This is a genomic window from Sporolactobacillus laevolacticus DSM 442 (assembly GCF_000497245.1).
Classification (GTDB): domain Bacteria; phylum Bacillota; class Bacilli; order Bacillales; family Sporolactobacillaceae; genus Sporolactobacillus; species Sporolactobacillus laevolacticus.
On record NZ_AWTC01000001.1, the window covers coordinates 119067 to 140139 of the forward strand.

Sequence of the window (21073 nt, forward strand, 5' to 3'; positions counted from 1 at the left end):
CGCGAAGAGCGCAGCCGGGTTATTTAATCCGCGTTTGTTTTCATTGCGTGAAAAATTCGGTAAGACAAAATGTTTTTATACGTCTGCATCATATGCATGTGCTCTAGCCAGACTTCGAGCGTTTCCTCATCAATCTCGCTTGTGAAGTTATAGGTTGGCAATGCGTCACCTGTGACATTTCTGAACTGACTTACAGGTAATACAGTGACTTGAGCGAAACCCGCACGTTTCCAAATTTCCAGCCAATTTTCTTCAGTATTTAAGCCATTCACACCATATACCGATTGAATCAGCTGTTGATCCCTCTCATCAATCGGATGTTCGATCGTCATTTCGATTGCCATCAAATGTCCGCCTGGTCTCAGGACTCGGAAATATTCAGGAACGGAGCGTTCAACATCTGTAAACGCTGTTACTGACTCCGAAAGCAGGCAATCAAATGTGTCTGTCTGAAAGGGTAGCTGCTCGGCAGATGCCTGAATGATCTTAACGGGCTTGTCGCATGCTTTCACACGTTCCTTTGCCCGTTCCACCATACGCGGATGCAGATCGATTCCAGTGACGTCTGCTTCCAATTGTTCGGATAAAAAGACCGCTGTAGCACCAGTACCACACCCTACATCCAATACACCGCAGCCTTTCTTAATCGGCAATCGTTCAATAATCGCCTTCGTAAGTTGATGACCACCAGGATGCGCATTATCAACTGCCAATTTAGCGAGAAAATCAATATATCGGTGTTTGTTCACACCCCGCACGCTCCTTCGCTCTTTATCAACCTATCCTATGATAAAGGCACTTGAACGTGCAGTGGTATTTAAATCAGAAAAGGATTCGATTCTGCCTCTTTGACAATCGTTGTCGAAGGTCCATGTCCCGGGCATGCGACCGTATCTTCAGGGAGCGTAAGCAATTGTTGTTCAATGCTCGATAGTAATTGCTCGTGGTTCCCTCCAAATTGATCTGAACGGCCGATGCTTCCTCGGAATAAGGCGTCCCCACAAAAAACAGTTTTCAATTGTTCAAAGTAGAAAGACACACCTCCAGGTGAATGACCTGGCGTGTGCAGGACTTTGCATGCAAAAGAACCAATAGATAATCGTTGTCCGCCACTCAGCAACACTTCCGCTTTTCTGGCACAAACGGGTTGGATCATCGAAAAAAATGACGAGCCGTTTTTTTTCGGATCATCGAGCCAATCGGCCTCATCCTGATGCAAGCAGACAGGAATACGCCATGCATCCCGTGCCTGATCCAAAGCGCCAATGTGATCAAAATGAGCGTGTGTCAAGAGAATGGCTATGGGTTCTAGCTGTTCACGCGCGACAATCGCTTCTATTTTTTCAAATTCTTCTCCGGGGTCAATGATAAGCGACTGATTAGAATTTTTATCTTTTATTACATAACAATTGGCTTGTATAGGGCCAACCGGACAAACCATCCAGCTCATCAAATCCCCCTTTTCTAGAGCGACCAATCACATGAGATTCATAGATTTACGCAGTTGTATGTGCCTGTTGGAGCTTCGTCTTAGAGAGCCATGCCCCGCCGATTACCCCAGCATCATTACCTAATTTTGCAATATCAATGGAACAAGCATCAAAGACACGTGGTAACGAAAAACGCTTAAAATATTTTGTTAGAGGAGTAAGCAATGTCTCGCCTGCATGGGAGACCCCGCCACCGATAACAATTTTTTCCGGATTAATTGTTACAGCAAGAGCGCCAAGCGCGAAGCCAAGATAGAACGCTGCTTTCTCGGCAACTGTTGAAGAGAGCGGGTCATTCTGCGCTGCACAATTGAACACATCTTCTGCAGTGATATCGCCTTTGCTCTCAAAGATATCGCGAAGAATACTTTCTGAATCATTATAATCTAATGCATCCAAAGCAAGTCTGCGAATACCGGTTGCCGAAGAAACTGTTTCGAGGCAGCCTGTCTTGCCGCAATTACATGGAGCTCCATCACTTGGCAACACTGTAATATGACCGATTTCTCCAGCCATCCCACTAACTCCATGGAGGATCTCTCCATCACAGATGATTCCCCCGCCTACACCTGTTCCGAGTGTGACACAAATCAAATTCTTTGCGCCAAGACCCGCGCCAAGCCACATCTCGCCAAGTGCCGCCATATTTGCATCATTATCAATCACTACAGGCAGGCCGATTGATTTTTCCAATTCATCTTTCAGCGCATAATCCTTCCATCCTATATTAACTGCTTGATAGATAAATCCGGTGTCCATGTTAATAAATCCGGGAGCACCTACCCCTACACCTCTTACGGTCGAACGTTCCAAATTGAATTGTTTCATCTTCTTAAGCACACTGGCACTGATATCTGCTGCGATATGTTTTCCATTATCAATGGTGTTCGTCGCGATTGCCCATTTGTCGATCATCTTTCCATCATCATCAATTAACGCCATTTTTATTGTTGTTCCGCCTAAATCCACACCTATATTAATCATTACCATACACCCGCCAATCGAAATAAAATCATAGTTCTATTTTCGCCTAAAAAGCGCAATTTGCCAATGAATAAATCGTTAACATTATGAAACCATTCCATATGCCTATAAATGACCCAAGGCTGAGGCATGAATGACGGCTTGTACGAATAAAGTGAACTATATCGACTTGTCCGGAGGTTTTCTGTCTATGCGACTAAATAGAAATGTCCTGTTTCAAAGCCTGATCGCTGCAGGAGCGGCTATTTTCGTGCTGCTAATATTGCCGTTCTTCTTACAGGTACAGCCGAGTATCACTTATTTTCCAGAGCATGCACGGTTGCACTATACTGCTGCTGAAACCAAGCTAAGTGCTATGCCGCAAGACAAATTACTGAGATGGTCAGTGTCCTCTCAAACCGTTGAAAAAAACGACTTGATGCAAGATTTTTCTTTATTGTTTCGAAACAACCGTCTCGTTTCTATCATCAATCATTGGCAGAAAAATGTTAGTGAACTGACTGCAACAAAGGAAATGCCTTTGTCATCCGGATATTATGTAGGTCTGACTGTTCATCAAGCCGAATTACATATTGGTCAATCTATCTATGGCAAAGAAATACTGTCACAGGACTTTCTCATTGTCACGCCAAAAAATGGTTCTTACAGCGCATTTCGAGAACCAGCAACCTCTGAACAGGTAAAACAGATCAGTCATTATGCACAAAAAACTGAAGCTGAACGATCAGCGCTGCTCCGTAAAGCATCCGAAAAATATGGATTTCAGTTAACCGACTATCGTGTCGTTCCGCTTGACGAGTTGACGGCAGAGTCATTTCAACGCATCTTTCCATTTGGAGAGAAAAAAGCAGAGCGCATCACCGGGCAGCTCTGGGAAGGTATTTATAAAACTTATGTAAAAGGCATCCAGCTTACGCCTGAACAAGGAGAGCCGGCGCTTGGCAGCAGCATGCCTCTTTTATTGATTGCGCCCGATCATATGTTGATTGTTATTGAAACTGCAGGGCAACAAATTGTTTTGCTTAGACAAAATTTCTCATAAATTCAGAGCAGAACGTTGACCGACGATAATTTATGCCGGCATTCTTTTTCACTATCGGACAGATTCGTCTTTTTTCATCCATCCAAACAAGCAGCAATGTCCTATGATCAGTACCAATAATTCAAAAAGCGTACGGCGCCTGCGTATTATAAACACCGCTGTCAGTGCCAACAACACGGTTGCAAGGATTTCCGTTCTTCTCACCACAATAAAACACCCCCGGACTTTCTAATTTGGGTTTAGTGTGGCTTAATCGAGCTGCTTTCATTCGCTAATTTCTTGCGCGCGATACCTGCCCTCTTCTGTGATTAGCCATTTCACTCGCTGATCATGATCCTCTACAGGAATGCCCGCGATAAATTGGCTTTCAAGGAGCAGTGACACCGTGATGCCTGAATAATGTGGCAAAAGACGGTCGTAGTAACCGCCTCCATAACCGATACGATAACCTTGATGATCAAAAACGACGCCTGGAACAATGAGCAAGTCCAGCGCGTCTGTTCCAATCAGCTGTGTCTTATCTGTATTCGGCTCCATCAGGCCGTAAAATCCGGATTCAAGCTGACTAAACGATTCCAGTTCATAGAAACTGAGCGTTCGATCAGATGGATGACATTTTGGCACAGCAACCCGTTTCATTTCTGTCCACGCCTTCGTAATAATGGCCATGGTTTCCACTTCTCTGCCGACGGATAGTGTAACCCCAACGAATTCGGCGTTTTTCCACATTTCGGAAGCAAACAAATGGTTCCTGACCTTCTTGCATTTTTCGGTAAAAACATACTCATCAATTTTTTCCATATCATGGAGTATCTGGTTGCGTATTTTCTGCTTTTGTAAGTTCATTCTATCCTCCATATTGAAAACCTGATGACTGAGAAATTCAGAGTAGTCACGCGAATAAGCAGCCGGCATAAGTCCGGAACGAAAACGGACCTGCATGACAAAAAGCCGCAAAAAACCCGTCAGAGGTCTTTCGCGGCTTTTTATTCAAGCCTGCTTACTTTGTTTCGCGGTAAGTCGCATACCTTCTCAGTTTTGGGCTGTACTTTTTCAGCTCAAGACGTTCAGGGTTCTTTTGTTTGTTTTTCGTTGTGATGTAATCGCGATCACCGGTTTCCGTATTTTCCAAAATAACCTTAACTCGCATATTTATCCCTCCATTGCACTTATTATCATCGTGTCCAAAAACATACACTTTATCTTAACAAAAAAAAAGAAATGCTTCAACCTCTACAATAACTTATTTCATATAAGGAAGTGGACTACTTTCTCATTTTCCCCATTTTTTTCTATTTATTTTACAATCTTCTTTCTTTTTCACCCTTATTCTTCCGTAACTATTTGAGATATGTTATAAATAACTATGGTGATTGTCATGTGAGCGTTAATACACATGAACCTCAGACAATCGTGAGGGGGGTAATGAATTGGGGTTTGTCATCTTGATACTCATGATCATTGGATTGACTGCACTGGCTGTATCCTATTACAAACAAGACAGCATTAAGCAAGTGGAGGGCCAGCTGGAGGAAAATTCAATCACAATGATGCAGGAACTGTACAAGGTCAAGAAAAAAATTCGTGTGCTCGAAGAGGAAATTATGCTCGGGGACCAGGATCATTCTAAAGGGTGAATGCAGTGACAAAAAATGAAATTCGCGGTTTCGCCGCAGGCATATTGCTGACATGCGCCGTCTTTGCTTTCTTTTACTATTTGATCTTCAATCAAGGAGAACAGAAACCGGCTAAAAATGTAGTCAAGCAAACGCCGTTGACGGAAGCGACCGTCACTCAATATCTTGCCAGCCATCACCGTAAAGCCATTGATCTCGACGCCTATAACCAATGGCTGAGCGATACACAAAAGGCAACTGATAAGGCAAGTAAGAGCAAAGATCAAACAAACACTAACAGTAAAGACAAATCACCGGCAAAAACGAGCAAAACAACAACCTATAATCTGCATATTAAGAGCGGCATGACACCGGGAGACATTTCTAGCGAACTGGTCAGTGCGAAGATTCTCAAATCGAATCAGAAGCTCAATTTCGACCAGTATCTCCACAAAAATAAGCTTGAAAAATATGTTCAGCTCGGATCATACAAAGTGTCCAGCGATATGTCCATTCAGAAGCTTGCTCAAGTGATTACAAAAAACCACAGCAATTAATTAAATAAAAGGTAGAAAAGCCAAGTTGACCTAACAATTCAACTTGGTTTTTTTGCATGTACACTGGCATAAATTTAATCTTGTTAATACAAAACGAGCAATTTTCAAAACCAAAATTCATTTACTCGAAGTACTTTGAATTTAATTTGGAACAATTTTTACAAGCACCTTTAACTCCTGATTTTTTTAAGTGTCACTACAAAATGACTATGCGGCAATATAATCATCGACACATGGTCACCATCCTTCAACCCATACTTAGCATAATCATATTCATAATATTCATCCTCTAAATAGAAATATTGTGTTCCGGATCTACCGTTATCGACTTCATAAATAGTTCCTGTTATTAATTTAGTTTTATTTGATAATGCATTTGGGACATCCAAAATTCGAGGGCCATCAAAATAGAGATATAAAACAATTATAGCAATTACACCAATTAACCTGCCTGCATGATCGATCCAAGAATCTTTTGGGGCGTTATCTATGTCTCTTATTAAATATTTTTTGATCAGTATAAAAAGAAATACACAAAATAATAAATTCCCTTGAAAAAGAAGAGAAAAATAACTTGAATAATCGATTGTACAAAAAACAGATAGGAACAATGGAAATACAATAAAACAGACGATAATAAAAATAATTATGATCAAGTATCGCCAAGATCTGTGAGTTTTCCAAAAGTTAATCATACTTCGGCTCCTCTTATTTGAAATCCTTGTAAGCTTCATGAATAGAATTCAATCTTGACGCTATGAAAATAGTTATTAGAACCATCACTAATGCATGATCGATTAGCCTGTGCATTATCTAAATAAGTCTACTTTATTATACTTAAAAACAAATCAACACAAAAATAGTTATTTACGCTATCTTGTAGCGAACATTGTCCTATAAGTTGTCATACATTCTTAACGCATCTAAAAACAAAACCCGATCCGTATGGAATCAGGTTTTGTTTGAATTTTTCTGTTAACATCATATAAAAAAATTACTTTCAGCAACATTAGAGAGAACTCAATACAATCCACAAAAAGACCAACACAATCCTCTAATTACTTGTTTTAATTTCCTGGGCTTGTATAGTGATACAATCGGTCATACTCCTTATACATTTCAAGAGCGATTTGTTGGTTTTGATGTCCGATTTCGACCCTTGGGACAACGACAGAGATTGCTACTTGAGGATTATCATAGGGTGCATAGGAAACCAGGGTTTCATTATAAAGGTTTAGATTATGTCGATCAATCTGCGCTGTACCAGTTTTTGCAGCTACTTTATATTTTTGACCTTGTGAATAAAAAACACCTCCGGTTCCTCGTGCGCCATGGGTAACAAGATATAAACCATGTTGCACACGTGCCAAATCATGCTTGTTATTAGGTATCGTATTCAGCACTTTTGGCTCGAGTGAGTATACCATTTTACCGAGTGTGTTTGAATCACTTCCAGGTGCATGAACCGATTCTAGAAGATGGGGCTGTATTCTATACCCACCATTGGCGATTGTTGAAATATATTGAACCATCTCTAATGGTGTATAGGTATCAAACTGTCCAATGGCAAACTGGTGAATAAGTCCAGGATTGTCAGGCATTCCACCATTGAAACCTGTACCTTCTGTTGGCAAATCAATTCCTGTTTTAACTCCCATGCCAAATTGGCTATAACCATTTCTAAGATTATTAAATGCTCGTATAAATCGTGGATCATTAACAGTCGGAAATTTCGCGCTATAATGACCTCCCGCTGGCAACAATGATATACCAGCCATTTTGGATACGATCGATGCCATAAAAACGTTTGATGAAAATTGCAAGGCAGTCTCAGGTGTCTGTGCGCCTAATCCTCCTGGCTCCCAAGACGAAAAACTTCCTAATCCTCCTGGATAGTCAATGGTCATGTCATAAAAATGTTCCGGCACTGCATGATGCTGAAATCCTATTAACTCTGTTGCTCCCTTGACCGCAGATCCCATTTCAAATTGTGACGTTATAGCGTCGCTTGCGACATCGACAAACTTTCCATTAACATATTTTTTCCCGCCAATGGCTAAGATTGCCCCGGTTTTCGGATTCATCATTACAGCGTAGGCACTATTATTTTGTCCGTTTCCCGCCATCGATCGTGCGGATAAGATATTCTGTTCTAACACCTGGTCGAGCTTCTTTTGTAGCCGGATATCAATGGTCAGCTGCAAATCGTCTCCGCGTGTTCCGGATTTAATCGTCGGGTTGCCCACCGGTAAACCTTTATTCGTTTCGTAAGTTAGCGTCATCGGAACACCGCGCAAGTATGACTCATATTGATCCTCAACATAGCTTATTCCAACTTCAGTATTTCTGCTGTAGCCTTGTGCTAAATAGCCGTTAATCTTGTCTTCCGGAATCGGACCCATTTTTCCCACATAAAAAGGCTTGTTCTTAATATAAGTACGTGAAGACACATTTGCCGTTTGAATGGTGCCATCAAAATCATTGAGGTGGTCGACAACATTGATGTATTCCTTATCATGGACATTTAAGCCGCGCTTGATGATGTACGGACTCAGGTTAGATGCCTGATTTAATTCATGTTGAATCGCCATGACTTGAACATCATTTGCTGAATACCCAGTTAACACCGAATCAGGGATACGGGAAAGAAGCACCTTATACGCCTTGTTCGGTGATTTGGCATATTTTCTTTGTTCCGAAGCCGACAAATATTTGTCATAAGCACCGCTCAGTTTCTTGAATTTTGTGAGGATATAATATTCTTTCTTGTCCCTGTTCGATACACGCTTAATGGCTTTGTTATCTAATGTGATGTATTGGGCCAGTTTCTGAGCAATCTTAACACTCTTTGAGGCGCTGATCCCAGCATTCCGAATATAGACAATCGCAAGTTCTGCTTTATTATCGGCAAGTGTCACACCATTCGTGTCAAAAATTTTTCCGCGTGCCGAATCGATTCGCGCCGATTGAGACTTATTGGCATTAACGGCATTTCTATAATGCTCGCCATCGACAATTTGGACATGGCCAAGCCTGACAATCAAACCTGCAAATGCTATGAAAACAGAAAGAAATAGAATATTTAGTCTCATAGACAGGTTATGCTTTGTTCCCTTATTTTTTACCGTTTTTTGTGTCACTTTTATCCCCCCTAGACAGTAAAGCCTTGCGTTCAGCACAAACTGTAACACTTTATGTACTTTTTGTGACTAAGTACATGTATTAATGTACATACACAGATTTATATACAATGACTTGCAAGTGTTTTTATATTCTGGTTGAATATTGCTGTATTTCACTAAACGACGTTTTCAAAAAGGGTATCCGCTCACAAAATTAGAAATTAGAAATGACTATATTTCAAGGACTTTCTAAGTTAAGAATACTATCTAAACGTTGAAAAATCGACATTTAGATAGCTTCGTTTTTTGATCCCGTGTTTATAAACTAAACCAATCCTGTTTAATCCTTTACTATCTCACGGAAACAGTAGATTAATGAACTAAGTCATTAAAAAAGGATAACCCCTGTAACTTATCAGAAGTTATCCTTTTTACAATCAAAATCATTTTAATTACTGGTATAGTGATACAACCGATCATATTCCTTATACATTTCTAGAGCAATTTGCTGGTTTTGATGACCTGTTCGTACGCTTGGTACAACAACAGAAATGGCTACTTGAGGATTGTCATATGGTGCATATGATACCAAAGTTTCGTTGTACAAGCTCAAATCTTTTTGATTAATCTGCGCAGTACCTGTTTTCGCAGCCACTTTATATTTCTGACCTTGTGAATAGAAGACACTTCCAGTACCGCGTGCGCCATGGGTAACAAGATATAGTCCATGCTGCACGCGTGCCAAATCGTGCTTATTATTCGCTATCGTATTTAACACCTGTGGTGAATACGTATACACGTTAGCGCCAAGATTGTTCGAGTCGTTTCCCGGCGCATGAACCGATTCCAGAAGATGAGGTTGCATTCGGTATCCGCCATTCGCGATTGTTGAAATATACTGCACCATCTCTAGCGGGGTGTACGTGTCAAACTGGCCGATGGCATATTGGTGAATAACACCGGGATCCTTAGGCATACCGCCATTATATCCGCTTCCTTCTGTCGGGAGATCAATTCCAGTCTTCACACCAAGTCCGAACTGGCTGTACCCGTTTCGCAAATCATTAATCGCTTTAATGAATTTCGGACTCGTAACGAAAGGAGTTCTCGCTATATATTTTCCACCGGAAGGAGCTAAAATAATTCCTGACATATTAGAAACGATCTTTGCCATGAAAACGTTGGAAGAAAACTGCAAAGCAGTTTCAGGGGTCAATGTCCCAAGTCCGCTCACTTCCCATGATTTGAAATATTTTTTGGAACCTCGATAATTGATTGGCATATCGTGAAATTGCGAAGGAACCGCATTGTGCTGAAAGCCAACTAATTCCGTAGCTCCTTTGACTGCGGATCCCATTTCAAATTGCGACGTTATAGCATCGCTTGCGACATCAACAAACTTTCCATTAACATATTTTTTCCCGCCAATGGCAAGGATTGCACCGGTTTTCGGATTCATCATCACGGCATAGGCACTGTTATTCTGTCCATTTCCCGCCATCGATCGTGCGGACAAGATATTCTGTTCCAACACCTGGTCGAGCTTCTTTTGCAGCCGAATATCAATGGTCAGCTGCAAATCATCTCCACGTGTCCCTGACTTAATTGTTGGGTTGCCCACCGGCATCCCCTTTTTCGTTTCGTAAGTCAGTGTCATGGGTACACCGCGCAAGTAAGACTCATATTGGTCCTCAATATAGCTGATCCCGACCTCTGTATTTCTGCTATATCCTTGTGCTAAATAGCCGTTAATTTTATCTTCCGGAATCGGACCCATTTTCCCAACATAAAAAGGCTTGTTCTTAATATAGGTACGCGAAGAAACATCTGCCGTTTGAATGGCGCCATTAAAATCACTGAGGTTATCGACAACATTGATGTATTCTTTATCGTCGACATGCAAGCCACGCTTGATAATGTATGGACTCAGATTTGATGCTTGATTAAATTCATGCTGGATTGCCATGACCTGAACATCTTTTGCCGAATAACCATTCAGTACTGAATTAGGGACTCGGGAGAGAAGTAATTTATATGCCTTGTTCGGTGTTTTGGCATTGTTCTTTTGCTCTGATGCAGACAAATATTTATCATAAGCGTCCTGCATGTTCTTGAATTTTGTGAGAATGTAATATTCTTTCTTATCTCTGGTCGATATCAGCTTGATGGCTTTATTGTCCAAAGTAATGTATTGGGCCAGTTTCTGAGCAATCTTAATACTCTTTGAAGCGCTGATCCCGGCATTCCGAATATAGACAATTGCAAGTTCCGCTTTATTATCTGCAAGGGTTACACCATTTGTGTCGAAAATCCTGCCCCTTGCCGAATCGATTCGCGCCGATTGAGACTTGTTGGCATTCACGGCATTTTTATAATGCTCGCCATTGACTATTTGGACGTAGCCCAACCTCACAATCAAGCCTGCAAATGCCATGAAAACAATAAGGAATAGAATATTCAATCTCATTGGCAAGTTATGCTTTGTTCCCTTATTTTTCACCGTTTCTTGAGCCACTTTTTCCCCTCCTAGGCTGAATAGCCTTGTGTTCAGCGCAATACCGTATCGCTTCATCCGAACATTTTTTAGCTAAGTACATATATTCGTGTGCACGCACGGATTTATATACGGTGATTTGCAAGAGTTTTCATATTTTGCGTAAATCATCGTTATATTCCTATATAAACGGTTATTTCTATTCATCACAAAAGGACGCCAGCGATTGGCGTCCCCATGATGTCAAGCCTATTATTTATTTTACGTTTGCACTGTTATTCTGTCAAAATCTTAATCGGACTATTATGTGGTTGTAATAAATCGCTGATTGATTTCCTTCCAATCAATAATTTTAAAAAAAGCGGCGATATATTCGGGTCAATACGCATGTTCCCAGACGTCCAGACCAAGCAGTGGTTTTTTCCCGGCAAAAAGCGGCGAATCCTAATTTGTTGTTGTCATCATAGCTAGAGGGTCAAAGTGCATGTGCCTATAAAAATCTGTCAGATACAGATAAATATCCAAACAAAATAAAACACCCGGAAATGCTATCTGAGAGCGATTTCCGAGTGCTTGCATTGAGGTATTACATTATGTATACCAACGGAGGAAGAGGGATTCGAACCCCCGCGAGCCGTGAAGCCCCTGTCGGTTTTCAAGACCGATCCCTTCAGCCAAACTTGGGTATTCCTCCATACTAAGTGGTGGACCCTGTAGGACTCGAACCTACAACCGGACGGTTATGAGCCGTCAGCTCTAACCAATTGAGCTAAGGGTCCACGGGCGGTTAATGGGGATCGAACCCACGCATGCCGGAACCACAATCCGGTGTGTTAACCACTTCACCATAACCGCCATGGGTAGTGATGTAAAGAAAAAAATAGCGGCGGGGGGGATCGAACCCTCGACCTCACGGGTATGAACCGTACGCTCTAGCCAGCTGAGCTACACCGCCATGGCTCCACAGGTAGGGTTCGAACCTACGACCGATCGGTTAACAGCCGATTGCTCTACCACTGAGCTACTGTGGAACAAATTCAGAACATGAATTAATTTAACATAAGCGCTAAAGCCTGTCAACTTAAATTTCTAAGCTTCAATGCCTGTCCCAACGACAAGAAATAATATACCATAACTGGTTGTAAATAACAATACTTTTTTTTACATTTCTCTATTATTTCTTTACAAATCATTCTTTAATACGTTAAACACCAACACCATCATTGAGCTGGTCAATGAAGATTCGAGTGCCATCCACAGATATAACCTTAACTGAGATATCTTTATCCAAAAAAACACCATCGGTAATCGCGCTGTAGTTTTTTCCTTCAATCTTCACTGTTCCGACCGGATGAAACGGTGTCATTGTTTTTCCTTCTTTCCCGATCAAACCATGATAGTCACTATTCATGGAGTTATAGCCCTTTTCACTAGAAAGCCGGTCATTGAGCATGAGTTTGTCAAGGTAGTCACGATCAGGCAATAGCTTCCTAAAGAATAACGAAGAGCAAGATCCGATCACAAACGCGATTCCAACCAACATCCCATAGAGCAATGACGGTGTTGGCAAGGCGCAGCCGAGAACCATAAGAATAAAGCCGAACACGCCGATAACTCCGGTCGTAAATAACTTGCCGTCAACAATGATCAAAAGCAAGCCTCCAATAAGCAGCAAGAAAATCCATGGTGACGCTTGTTCGGTAAGAAAATGCAAAAAGTAATAGATGAATAGCCCACTTCCTGTCAGAGCAAGCAGTCCCTTCGCTTTTACAAGCAGTTCTGCAAACAAAAAACAAGACGCGAGTAAAATAATAATAAATCCACCTGCAGGATACGATAGTAGTCCCATGTCGTTCCTCCTCTATATATGAGCAAATCTTTTCTTTCTCTATAATAAAAATATGATCTTTCCTGCATCTGAGACACATAAAATTTCTCACTATTAATTAAACCATACACCGTGCACCAGGGAAAGTTTCTTTGAAAAATCGCCCAACTTTTTTCAAAAAATAAGCATATTATTCGGATAACCGGCATATAGATGATTATAGCGCGTTGTTTCGCAAAAATTGCTGTTTTGAACGGAGAAGAAGCGATGAAAAAACGATTTTTCACCATACTTTTTATCATGGCCTGTTGGACAAGTTATGTTGATCTGACTTCCGGATCACTTCCAGCCGGACAAGCTGCCCAACCTGCAAAAACGGTAACTGAAAAAGCCGCTGTCCCTTATCAACGGATCACCGTGGCTCCGGGAGATACTCTGCTCTCCATTACCGAAAAAATTAATGAGAATGAACCTTCTATTGAAAGAGTACTTAAAGATTTCGCCGTACTGAATCCATCAGTGGATCCTAACCATCTTCAGATCGGAGAAACCTATGCATTTCCAAATTATGATAAGACAAGCGTTTCATCACCAGCATCCACTGCTCCTTGATTTACAGTTGCAATTTGATGTGTAAAGTCTTTCACACATGCATTTATTCAGGCAGTCCGGGTGGATTCATGATATACTGACGTTAGTTGCAAAAGTCACAAATCATTCACTTATTTAAAAAGGAGCGAAGCGCTCGTGTCTGAAATTACACACCGCACGAAAACAAGAAAAGTCAAAGTGGGCAACCTGACGATCGGCGGGTCCAATGAAGTCATTATCCAAAGCATGACGACCACGAAAACGCGGGACGTCGAGGCTACCGTAGCGGAAATCAAGCGACTTGAAGATGCCGGTTGCCAAATGGTGCGTGTTGCTTGTCCGACCATGGAAGATGCATTGGCTATTCCGGATATCAAAAGGCAAATTCATATTCCGCTCGTTGTGGATATCCATTTTAATTATAAACTGGCATTAAAGGCAATCGAAGGTGGCGCAGATAAGATCCGGATTAACCCGGGCAATATCGGAAAACAGGAAAACGTTGAAGCGGTTGTTCGCGCCGCTAAAGAAAAACACATTCCAATACGCATTGGCGTTAATGCCGGATCCCTTGAAAAACACATCTTGGATAAGTACGGTTATCCTACTGCGGACGGAATGGTCGAAAGCGCGTTGCATCATATTAAGATTCTTGAAGACCTGGACTTTCACGACATTATTGTTTCGCTGAAAGCATCGAACGTTAATCTCGCCGTCGAGGCTTATGAAAAAGCGGCACGCACCTTTGATTATCCCCTTCACTTGGGCATTACCGAATCCGGCACACTGTTCTCAGGAAGCATTAAAAGTGCCGCCGGTTTGGGTATTCTGCTGAACAAAGGGATTGGTAATACGATTCGTATCTCATTGTCTGCCGATCCTGTTCAGGAGATCAAGGTATGCCGAGAACTTCTGAAAACCTTTGGACTAACCAACGCAGCGACACTCGTCTCCTGTCCGACCTGCGGGCGTATCCAAATTGATCTGATCAAGATTGCCAATCAAGTCGAACAATACATTTCCGACATCAATGTGCCAATTAAAGTCTCTGTGCTTGGCTGTGCCGTTAACGGTCCTGGAGAAGCTAGAGAAGCGGATATCGGTATAGCCGGCGGTCGTGGTGAAGGCCTTCTATTCCGGCATGGCGAGGTGATTCGCAAAGTGCCTGAAGATCGCATGGTTGAAGAATTGAAAATTGAAATTGACAAGCTGGCAGCTGAATACTTTGCGAAAAAGAAAGCGGAGCAGGTTGAAGTAAACATTTAATATTAACTACATTAACTGCCACGTACAAAAAGCAAGCCTAAAAATCTAGGCTTGCTTTTTTGTATGACGAGTTCATAGTAATCCATATGTAGAGTTCAGGTCTTATCAAGCGTTCTCAATTTGGATAATGCAAAAAGACCGGAATATTATCCGGTCTTTTTATTAATTACTATGATTATTGAATTACGCGTCAACCCATTCAGTGATCTCAGCAACAGATTTACGTTCAGGAACTTTTGGCGTCGTTTCTAGATCAGGGTAGCCAACATAGACAAAGCCCATGACCCGGCCATTTTCGGACACACCGAATTGCTGCTTTGCTTCTTCCGAATAAGCAGCGCCACCAGTGCGCCAGATAGAGCCAAGCCCGAGCGAATGAGCAGCGAGCATCAGGTTTTCCACCGCACATGCGGTTGCCGCAACATCTTCAATCTCAATTGCACGAGGATTATCACTCGGTTCCATTGTTACAACAATGATGACAGGTGCTCGTTTCGCGCTGGCAACTCCTTTTTCAAAGGCTGCATCTAAAGTCGGTTGATCGGCATCTGCCAGATTTTTCTGATTCACTTTTCCATAAACTTCACCAAGCTTATTCCTTCCTTCACCGGTCAAAACGGTAAAGTGCCACGGCTCAGTGTTCATATGATTCGGTGCCCGTCTTGCAGCATCAAGAATTTGTTCAATTATTTCTTTTGACGGTTCCTGTTCTGTGACTTTGCGTATCGAACGCCGTGTGTTTATCGCGTCAATGGTCTCCATAGCACTCATTCCTTTTTGTATATGTTCAAAATATCTCTAATTTAGTGTAACATTTATCACAGTTAACCTTCTAGAAATATGCACCGCAAAACAGCTAATTAAACCCAAACATATTTTCAATTTGTCCCCTGCTATTCTTTACATTCTAAAACAAAACAAAAGAACCTTTACCGAAGCAAAGGTTCCCTTGTTTTTTTACCAAAAAAGCGGTGAAAGCAATTGAATCAGTACAGCGAGACAGCCAATACCGATCGCCCATCCTCCCAATGTTCGAGCGCCTTGCCTAAGGGCAATATAGCCAATAATGATTCCGGCAATACCCAAGACTATCGGCAGGAAGAACAATGAGATAACGGAACAAACCAAAGCTAACCAACCAATGCCTTTGCCGCCTTCAACAGTTCCTCGATGATCACCACGTGTGGAACGGTTATCATCATTGCGCGATCTTCCCGCTTCCGGATCATATTGATCGGCAGACAGTTCTCTCGCGTATTCCTCATTATGAAAAGCATTTTGCTTATCATATAATGAGTCTTCATCGTGAAAATGATCCTTATCAGCCATAATGACCCCTCACTTTCATTTTAGGATCACCTATAGTGTGACTCATAAAGATGATTTTCACAGATGCACATTATGGAAATTTTATGGGGATACAAAGGGAAGAAAAAAACTGACGGTTGTCCCTTTTCCAGGAACACTGCTAACGCAAAAAATTCCCCGATGATCGGCAACAATCTTCTTACAGAGTGACAATCCAATTCCAGTTCCTCTTGGTTTTGTTGTATAAAGCGGCTGACCAAGATTCTTGAGCACATCTGTCTCCATCCCTGGACCATTATCAATTAATGAAAAACGGTACCCTTTATCTTCCACGCTTCCACGAAATACAATTTTCTTGTCTCTTGTACGGTCATTAAATGCTTCCAATGCATTACGAAGCAAGTTAATCATGACTTGTTTTATTTTATCAACATCTACTTTGCATACGTTTTCAGAATAAGTAACATCGTAATCGAAGTCAATCTTATTCACGATACATTCCGCTGACAAGAGTGAAACAATTGTCTTACAGAGCGCATCAGGGTTCATGGACTGATAATTGCACTTCCTTGATGACATCGTCAAGAAATTTTCCAATATCGTATACATTCTGTCAATTTCCGACAAAATAACCGGCTGGTATTTATCGTATTCCTTCGTATATTCACATAATTGTAAAAAACCTTTGATGACAGTCAGAGGATTTCTCAGTTCATGCGCAAATTCAGCAGTCATCCGAGTCAGCATTTGCGTTCGAAAACCAACAAGAATAATTTTTCCTGCCTTCATAAAACCATTATATAAAGTACCAAGATCTTTCTCGCTTAATTTATCCCTAAGAAGGGCAGAGACGATGTCATTGCTCTCTATAATTGTTTTCAGATAAGTTTTCACTTCCAAAGCGATATGATCCGTAAAGAAATTCAGAAAGTGTGTGCCGAATCGATCCACTAATACCTGTCCATTTTTGTTGCACTCCAGTATTCGTCCATCAGGAGTCAGGCAAAAACGTATCTCCAAAGAAAATTGTTCTTCAAATTGGTCTTTTTCAGTAACAGAAAGAAACGATTCACGGTAGATAATTGTTATCACTCCCCTGCATTAGTAACAGCTTCTCAGTCACCATTCCCCAGAAGGATGCATACTTTTTGTGTTCTGTATAGCACGAAAAAGCATAATCGCTCGCGTTCTGCTTTCTTATTTGTCTTTGTCATTTTCAGCATGACTGGAACGTTCGCAGTTTGAGCTGAACTTTTATCAGTGTGATGGAACACAAATATCTCTTTTTTTATCACTCTTATTGACCTTAATTATACTTTAATCCTGTGCATTGTGACAATTTTATTGGCAATTATTGTTAGACAAGTTCCGACATTTTTCAGAAATATTTGCATTCTGTCTACGTCATCATTTTCAAGAATCAATCATAGTTTAAACAGTGAGTCTAATATAGGAATTGGAGTTGACTATATGAATCCTTTCATTGAACAGCTTGTGATCCAGCGAATGAACCAATTGACGCCCGGAGAACTTTATCAATATGCCAGCCAATATAATATTCCGGTGACAAAGCAACAAGCCTCTAGTATCGCCATGCGTGTTCAGAATAAAAATATTAACCCTTTCAAGCCGGACGGTCAGCAGACACTTCGAAAAATCCTCAATGAAGAGATTGGAACTGAGCTTGCCGAAATTCTTGAAAAACAATTTGAACATTTGGCGAAGGGGCTGTAACTTTGCCATAGAAATTGAGCATCAAAACCCATTAAAAAACCGGAGCAAATAAATGCTCCGGAATTCTTTCTATTAATCAAGATTGCGATTCGATATCCTGAATCAAATGCTCATTAAATTGTTGCTTTTTAAACATGTCAATTTCATACTTATATGGCGGTTTTTTGTTTTTCTTATCAGTACCGACATAAGGTGTCTCGAGAATTTTTGGTGAATGTTCAAGCTGTGGATGATGAACGATGTAATTCAGGACATCAAAACCAATGGTTCCCAAACCAATATTTTCGTGACGGTCTTTTCTGGACCCTTCAGGATTTTTGCTGTCATTCACGTGTACCACTTGAATCCGGTTAACACCGACTACGCGATCAAATTCTTCGAGTACACCATCAAAATCTTCAGCGATCGGATAACCTGCATCGTTTGTGTGGCAAGTATCAAAGCACACAGATAATTTTTCTTCCAGTTGCACACCATCAATAATTTTTGCAAGATGTTCAAATTGGAAACCGCATTCGCTACCCTTTCCTGCCATCGTTTCCAAAGCAATCTGCACCTTATCCCGCGGCTCGAGTACCTCATTTAGGCCTTCAATGATTTTCTTAATTCCAACGTCAACACCTGCGCCAACATGAGCACCAGGATGCAAAACAATCTGTTTCGCTCCGATTGCTTCAGCACGATCAATTTCTTTGCGCAGGAAAGAAACGCCTAAAGCGAATGTCTCCGGCTTCACGGTATTAGCTATATTAATAATATATGGTGCATGAACGACCACTTCCTCAACGCCGTGCTCTGCCATATGTGCATGTCCTGGTTCAATATTTAATTTCTCAATCGGTTTTCTAACCGTATTCTGCGGTGCACCTGTATAAATCATCATGACGTTCTCTCCGAATGAGACCGCCTCTTCACTTGCGCCAAGCAACATTTTTGCGCCCGACATGTGGACATGAGATCCAATTTTCAGCACAGACATCTCCTCCTTTATACCTTGTTATTTTAACATAGTTGTACCACTTTGCACTTTATTGCCGGCTTATCAACGATTGTCACCGTTAAAGCACGGCCGACATAAACTAGATATCAGCAAGTATCCCTGTTTTGTACCGGATTACAGTGTTAATCAGGCCTTGTTCGCCCCGTGACAGAGTCATAAAATCGCATCACTTGAATAGCGTACAAACGTCGTTAAGAAAGGAATGAGTCATGATGCCACCGTTTGACCGTGGGCCGCAGCAGCCATTTTTCTGGAATCCTCCTGTACAGTCTTCACAGCGCCCCACGCCGCCAACTCGTGGGTTCCCGCCAATTTTCCCAAGCATGGCTCCTCCTCCGTCTCAAGCTCCGATTCCTCCATCTTCAGCTACAGGTGGATTGGGCGGATTAAGCGGATTAATCTCATCATTTCTTTCCCCCGGAACAGCTGGCGGCTCAGGAGGAGGTATGAATCTATTTGGCATGCTCATGAATGCTCAGAAGGCCATACAGACGGCTCAAACTGTACTTCCTATGATTCAACAGTTTGGACCGCTGATAAAGAATGCCCCGGCCATTATCAGCGTGCTCAAAGGCATGCAAGAAGATTCTGCAACTGAGGATTCGAAGAATGAGGACAAAAAGGATGAAGAACAAAATGGCGATACTGAATCGCCTGTTGAGCCCAAAAATCAGAATATTTCTAGTGAATCGCATCATGCAACTGTGCAAACCGAGAAAAAAAAGACTAGAACCACTCAAAAAGTCAAAAAGACGACTGCATTACAAAAAAAAGCCTCTTTGTTGAATAGCGATACACTGCCAACAAAGCCATCGGTTCCACGTATGTATATTTAGTTACTACAGATTCATTGTGTTCATGACATGGGTCATTTATAATAATTGAGAAGTATCACTATAAGAGGGTGTTCAAAAAAGCCCAGGAAAAAATCAGCTGATGTTTCGCAGGATGCTGCGTTCTTAGCGTGAATCTTTCGTCCTCCTTTTTTGAACAGAACCAATATGCAGAAACTGCAGAACGGGGAGATTCCATGAAAGTTATCAAAGTCTCACCGCGAGGCTATTGCTACGGCGTTGTCGACGCCTTGGTCATTGCAAGACAAGCTGCCATGAATCCAGACTTGCCAAGGCCCATATATATATTAGGAATGATCGTCCATAATCACCATGTCACTGAGGCCCTGAAAGAGGATGGAGTCATCACGCTTGACGTTCGCGGTAAAAAAAGAATCGATCTGCTTCAGGAAATCGATCATGGAACCGTGATCTTTACAGCTCATGGTGTATCGCCTGAAGTCAGGCAAATTGCAAAGCAAAGAGGATTGACCGCGATCGACGCGACCTGTCCTGATGTCACAAAAACCCACAATCTTATTGAAGAAAAGAAAAAAGAAGGCTATCACGTCATCTACATCGGCAAAAAGGGGCATCCTGAGCCTGAAGGAGCAATCGGTGTCGCACCGGATATTGTCCACCTTGTAGAGACAATGGATGATGTCGATCAACTCCAGTTGGACACTGACAAGATTATAATTACCAATCAAACGACGATGAGCCAGTGGGATGTCATGGACATCATGAATTATATAAAAACCAAGTACCCTCAGGCGGAAAACTGTAATGAAATTTGCCAAGCAACTCAGACGAGACAAGAGGCTGTCGCATCGCAGGCGAAGGATTCGGATTTGCTGATTGTCGTTGGTGATCCGCGCAGCAACAATTCAAACCGTCTTGCTCAAGTGTCGAAAGAAATTGCGCATACACACTCTTACCGCATTGCCGACCTTTCCGAACTTAAACTGGAATGGCTGAAAGGTGTTCACACCGTTGCTGTCACTGCCGGAGCGTCTACTCCGACCCAACTGACCAAAGAAGTCATTCTGTTCCTCGATCAGTATGATCCTGATAATCCTGAGACATGGTCGACTGAAAGCAGAGCAACAAAAAACAAAAATATTTTACCTAAGGTTAAATTGAAGCAGCAGACCAAATAAGACCTATATAACAAAAAGAGGCGGACAACAGTCCCCTCTTTTTTGCAT

The 21073-nt window shown here is 41.7% G+C and carries 21 protein-coding genes, 5 tRNA genes and 1 pseudogene; 8 read left to right on the plus strand and 19 right to left on the minus strand.

Features of this window, described 5'->3' with window-relative positions; genetic code table 11:
- Nucleotides 1-23: 23 nt before the first annotated feature.
- The 3 genes from P343_RS19970 to P343_RS19980 all read right to left on the minus strand — a co-directional run bounded on the left by P343_RS19970 (nucleotide 24) and on the right by P343_RS19980 (nucleotide 2474).
- Nucleotides 24-749, minus strand: a complete 726-nt coding sequence (locus P343_RS19970; protein WP_023508456.1) for a class I SAM-dependent methyltransferase — start codon at nucleotides 747-749, stop codon at nucleotides 24-26.
- Nucleotides 750-817: 68 nt separating this feature from the next.
- Nucleotides 818-1450 (minus strand): MBL fold metallo-hydrolase, encoded by a 633-nt coding sequence (locus P343_RS19975; RefSeq protein ID WP_023508457.1) that lies wholly within the window; start codon nucleotides 1448-1450, stop codon nucleotides 818-820.
- 46 nt (nucleotides 1451-1496) lie between these two features.
- The gene (locus P343_RS19980; protein WP_023508458.1) at nucleotides 1497-2474 is read right to left on the minus strand and encodes an ROK family glucokinase; all 978 of its coding nucleotides are present in this window, start codon (nucleotides 2472-2474) and stop codon (nucleotides 1497-1499) included.
- 190 nt (nucleotides 2475-2664) lie between these two features.
- On the opposite strand from P343_RS19980, the gene P343_RS19985 reads away from it, so the two are divergent.
- Nucleotides 2665-3516 carry a hypothetical protein gene (locus tag P343_RS19985; protein WP_023508459.1) on the plus strand — a complete coding sequence of 284 codons (852 nt, stop codon included), beginning with the start codon at nucleotides 2665-2667 and terminating at the stop codon, nucleotides 3514-3516.
- Nucleotides 3517-3780: 264 nt separating this feature from the next.
- Here P343_RS19985 and P343_RS19990 read toward each other — a convergent pair whose 3' ends face one another.
- Nucleotides 3781-4362, minus strand: a complete 582-nt coding sequence (locus tag P343_RS19990) for a 5-formyltetrahydrofolate cyclo-ligase (RefSeq protein WP_023508460.1) — start codon at nucleotides 4360-4362, stop codon at nucleotides 3781-3783.
- Between the two features lie 154 nt (nucleotides 4363-4516).
- The gene (gene rpmG / locus P343_RS19995; RefSeq protein WP_023508461.1) at nucleotides 4517-4666 is read right to left on the minus strand and encodes a 50S ribosomal protein L33; all 150 of its coding nucleotides are present in this window, start codon (nucleotides 4664-4666) and stop codon (nucleotides 4517-4519) included.
- 280 nt (nucleotides 4667-4946) lie between these two features.
- Between rpmG and P343_RS20000 the strand changes: the two genes are divergently transcribed.
- Nucleotides 4947-5153 (plus strand): hypothetical protein, encoded by a 207-nt coding sequence (locus P343_RS20000; RefSeq protein WP_023508462.1) that lies wholly within the window; start codon nucleotides 4947-4949, stop codon nucleotides 5151-5153.
- A gap of 5 nt (nucleotides 5154-5158) precedes the next feature.
- Nucleotides 5159-5689, plus strand: a complete 531-nt coding sequence (locus P343_RS20005) for a hypothetical protein (protein ID WP_031263500.1) — start codon at nucleotides 5159-5161, stop codon at nucleotides 5687-5689.
- 170 nt (nucleotides 5690-5859) lie between these two features.
- On the opposite strand, the gene P343_RS20010 is transcribed toward P343_RS20005, so the two are convergent.
- From P343_RS20010 to P343_RS20050, 10 genes and pseudogenes are all read right to left on the minus strand, one after another.
- Complete coding sequence (locus tag P343_RS20010) at nucleotides 5860-6384, minus strand: hypothetical protein (protein WP_023508464.1); 525 nt, start codon at nucleotides 6382-6384, stop codon at nucleotides 5860-5862.
- Between the two features lie 372 nt (nucleotides 6385-6756).
- Nucleotides 6757-8829, minus strand: a complete 2073-nt coding sequence (locus P343_RS20015; protein ID WP_023508465.1) for a peptidoglycan D,D-transpeptidase FtsI family protein — start codon at nucleotides 8827-8829, stop codon at nucleotides 6757-6759.
- 430 nt (nucleotides 8830-9259) lie between these two features.
- On the minus strand, nucleotides 9260-11326 hold the full coding sequence (locus P343_RS20020; RefSeq protein WP_023508466.1) for a peptidoglycan D,D-transpeptidase FtsI family protein: 2067 nt from the start codon (nucleotides 11324-11326) through the stop codon (nucleotides 9260-9262).
- A gap of 357 nt (nucleotides 11327-11683) precedes the next feature.
- Nucleotides 11684-11743: pseudogene (locus P343_RS37710) on the minus strand (Fe-Mn family superoxide dismutase); the annotation flags it as partial.
- A gap of 166 nt (nucleotides 11744-11909) precedes the next feature.
- Nucleotides 11910-11999, minus strand: a tRNA-Ser gene (locus tag P343_RS20025).
- A gap of 8 nt (nucleotides 12000-12007) precedes the next feature.
- Nucleotides 12008-12084: transfer RNA gene (locus P343_RS20030), tRNA-Ile, on the minus strand.
- Between the two features lie 3 nt (nucleotides 12085-12087).
- Nucleotides 12088-12160 (minus strand) — tRNA-His (locus P343_RS20035).
- Nucleotides 12161-12186: 26 nt separating this feature from the next.
- Nucleotides 12187-12260 (minus strand) — tRNA-Met (locus P343_RS20040).
- 1 nt (nucleotide 12261) lies between these two features.
- A tRNA-Asn gene (locus P343_RS20045) sits at nucleotides 12262-12336 on the minus strand.
- A 173-nt stretch (nucleotides 12337-12509) separates the two neighbouring features.
- Nucleotides 12510-13154 (minus strand): NfeD family protein, encoded by a 645-nt coding sequence (locus tag P343_RS20050; protein WP_023508467.1) that lies wholly within the window; start codon nucleotides 13152-13154, stop codon nucleotides 12510-12512.
- Nucleotides 13155-13400: 246 nt separating this feature from the next.
- On the opposite strand from P343_RS20050, the gene P343_RS0118375 reads away from it, so the two are divergent.
- Together P343_RS0118375 and ispG are read left to right on the plus strand one after the other, a co-directional pair.
- Nucleotides 13401-13745 carry a LysM peptidoglycan-binding domain-containing protein gene (locus P343_RS0118375; RefSeq protein ID WP_152525239.1) on the plus strand — a complete coding sequence of 115 codons (345 nt, stop codon included), beginning with the start codon at nucleotides 13401-13403 and terminating at the stop codon, nucleotides 13743-13745.
- A 135-nt stretch (nucleotides 13746-13880) separates the two neighbouring features.
- Nucleotides 13881-14990 carry a flavodoxin-dependent (E)-4-hydroxy-3-methylbut-2-enyl-diphosphate synthase gene (ispG, locus tag P343_RS20055; protein ID WP_023508469.1) on the plus strand — a complete coding sequence of 370 codons (1110 nt, stop codon included), beginning with the start codon at nucleotides 13881-13883 and terminating at the stop codon, nucleotides 14988-14990.
- Between the two features lie 183 nt (nucleotides 14991-15173).
- On the opposite strand, the gene P343_RS20060 is transcribed toward ispG, so the two are convergent.
- The 3 genes from P343_RS20060 to P343_RS20070 all read right to left on the minus strand — a co-directional run bounded on the left by P343_RS20060 (nucleotide 15174) and on the right by P343_RS20070 (nucleotide 17390).
- Nucleotides 15174-15752 (minus strand): nitroreductase family protein, encoded by a 579-nt coding sequence (locus P343_RS20060; protein ID WP_023508470.1) that lies wholly within the window; start codon nucleotides 15750-15752, stop codon nucleotides 15174-15176.
- Between the two features lie 195 nt (nucleotides 15753-15947).
- Nucleotides 15948-16319: a hypothetical protein gene (locus P343_RS20065; protein ID WP_023508471.1), complete on the minus strand. Its 372-nt coding sequence runs from the start codon at nucleotides 16317-16319 to the stop codon at nucleotides 15948-15950.
- An 81-nt stretch (nucleotides 16320-16400) separates the two neighbouring features.
- A complete protein-coding gene (locus P343_RS20070; protein ID WP_023508472.1) occupies nucleotides 16401-17390 on the minus strand; it encodes a sensor histidine kinase in 990 nt (329 codons plus the stop codon).
- Between the two features lie 378 nt (nucleotides 17391-17768).
- Here P343_RS20070 and P343_RS20075 point away from each other — a divergent pair, with 378 nt between their 5' ends.
- Nucleotides 17769-18032: a DUF2624 family protein gene (locus tag P343_RS20075; RefSeq protein WP_023508473.1), complete on the plus strand. Its 264-nt coding sequence runs from the start codon at nucleotides 17769-17771 to the stop codon at nucleotides 18030-18032.
- A gap of 76 nt (nucleotides 18033-18108) precedes the next feature.
- Here P343_RS20075 and P343_RS20080 read toward each other — a convergent pair whose 3' ends face one another.
- On the minus strand, nucleotides 18109-19005 hold the full coding sequence (locus tag P343_RS20080; RefSeq protein ID WP_023508474.1) for a deoxyribonuclease IV: 897 nt from the start codon (nucleotides 19003-19005) through the stop codon (nucleotides 18109-18111).
- A 236-nt stretch (nucleotides 19006-19241) separates the two neighbouring features.
- Between P343_RS20080 and vrrA the strand changes: the two genes are divergently transcribed.
- A complete protein-coding gene (gene vrrA, locus P343_RS36555) occupies nucleotides 19242-19868 on the plus strand; it encodes a VrrA/YqfQ family protein (protein WP_084297688.1) in 627 nt (208 codons plus the stop codon).
- Nucleotides 19869-20062: 194 nt separating this feature from the next.
- Complete coding sequence (locus P343_RS20090; RefSeq protein ID WP_031263502.1) at nucleotides 20063-21025, plus strand: 4-hydroxy-3-methylbut-2-enyl diphosphate reductase; 963 nt, start codon at nucleotides 20063-20065, stop codon at nucleotides 21023-21025.
- Nucleotides 21026-21073: the final 48 nt, after the last annotated feature.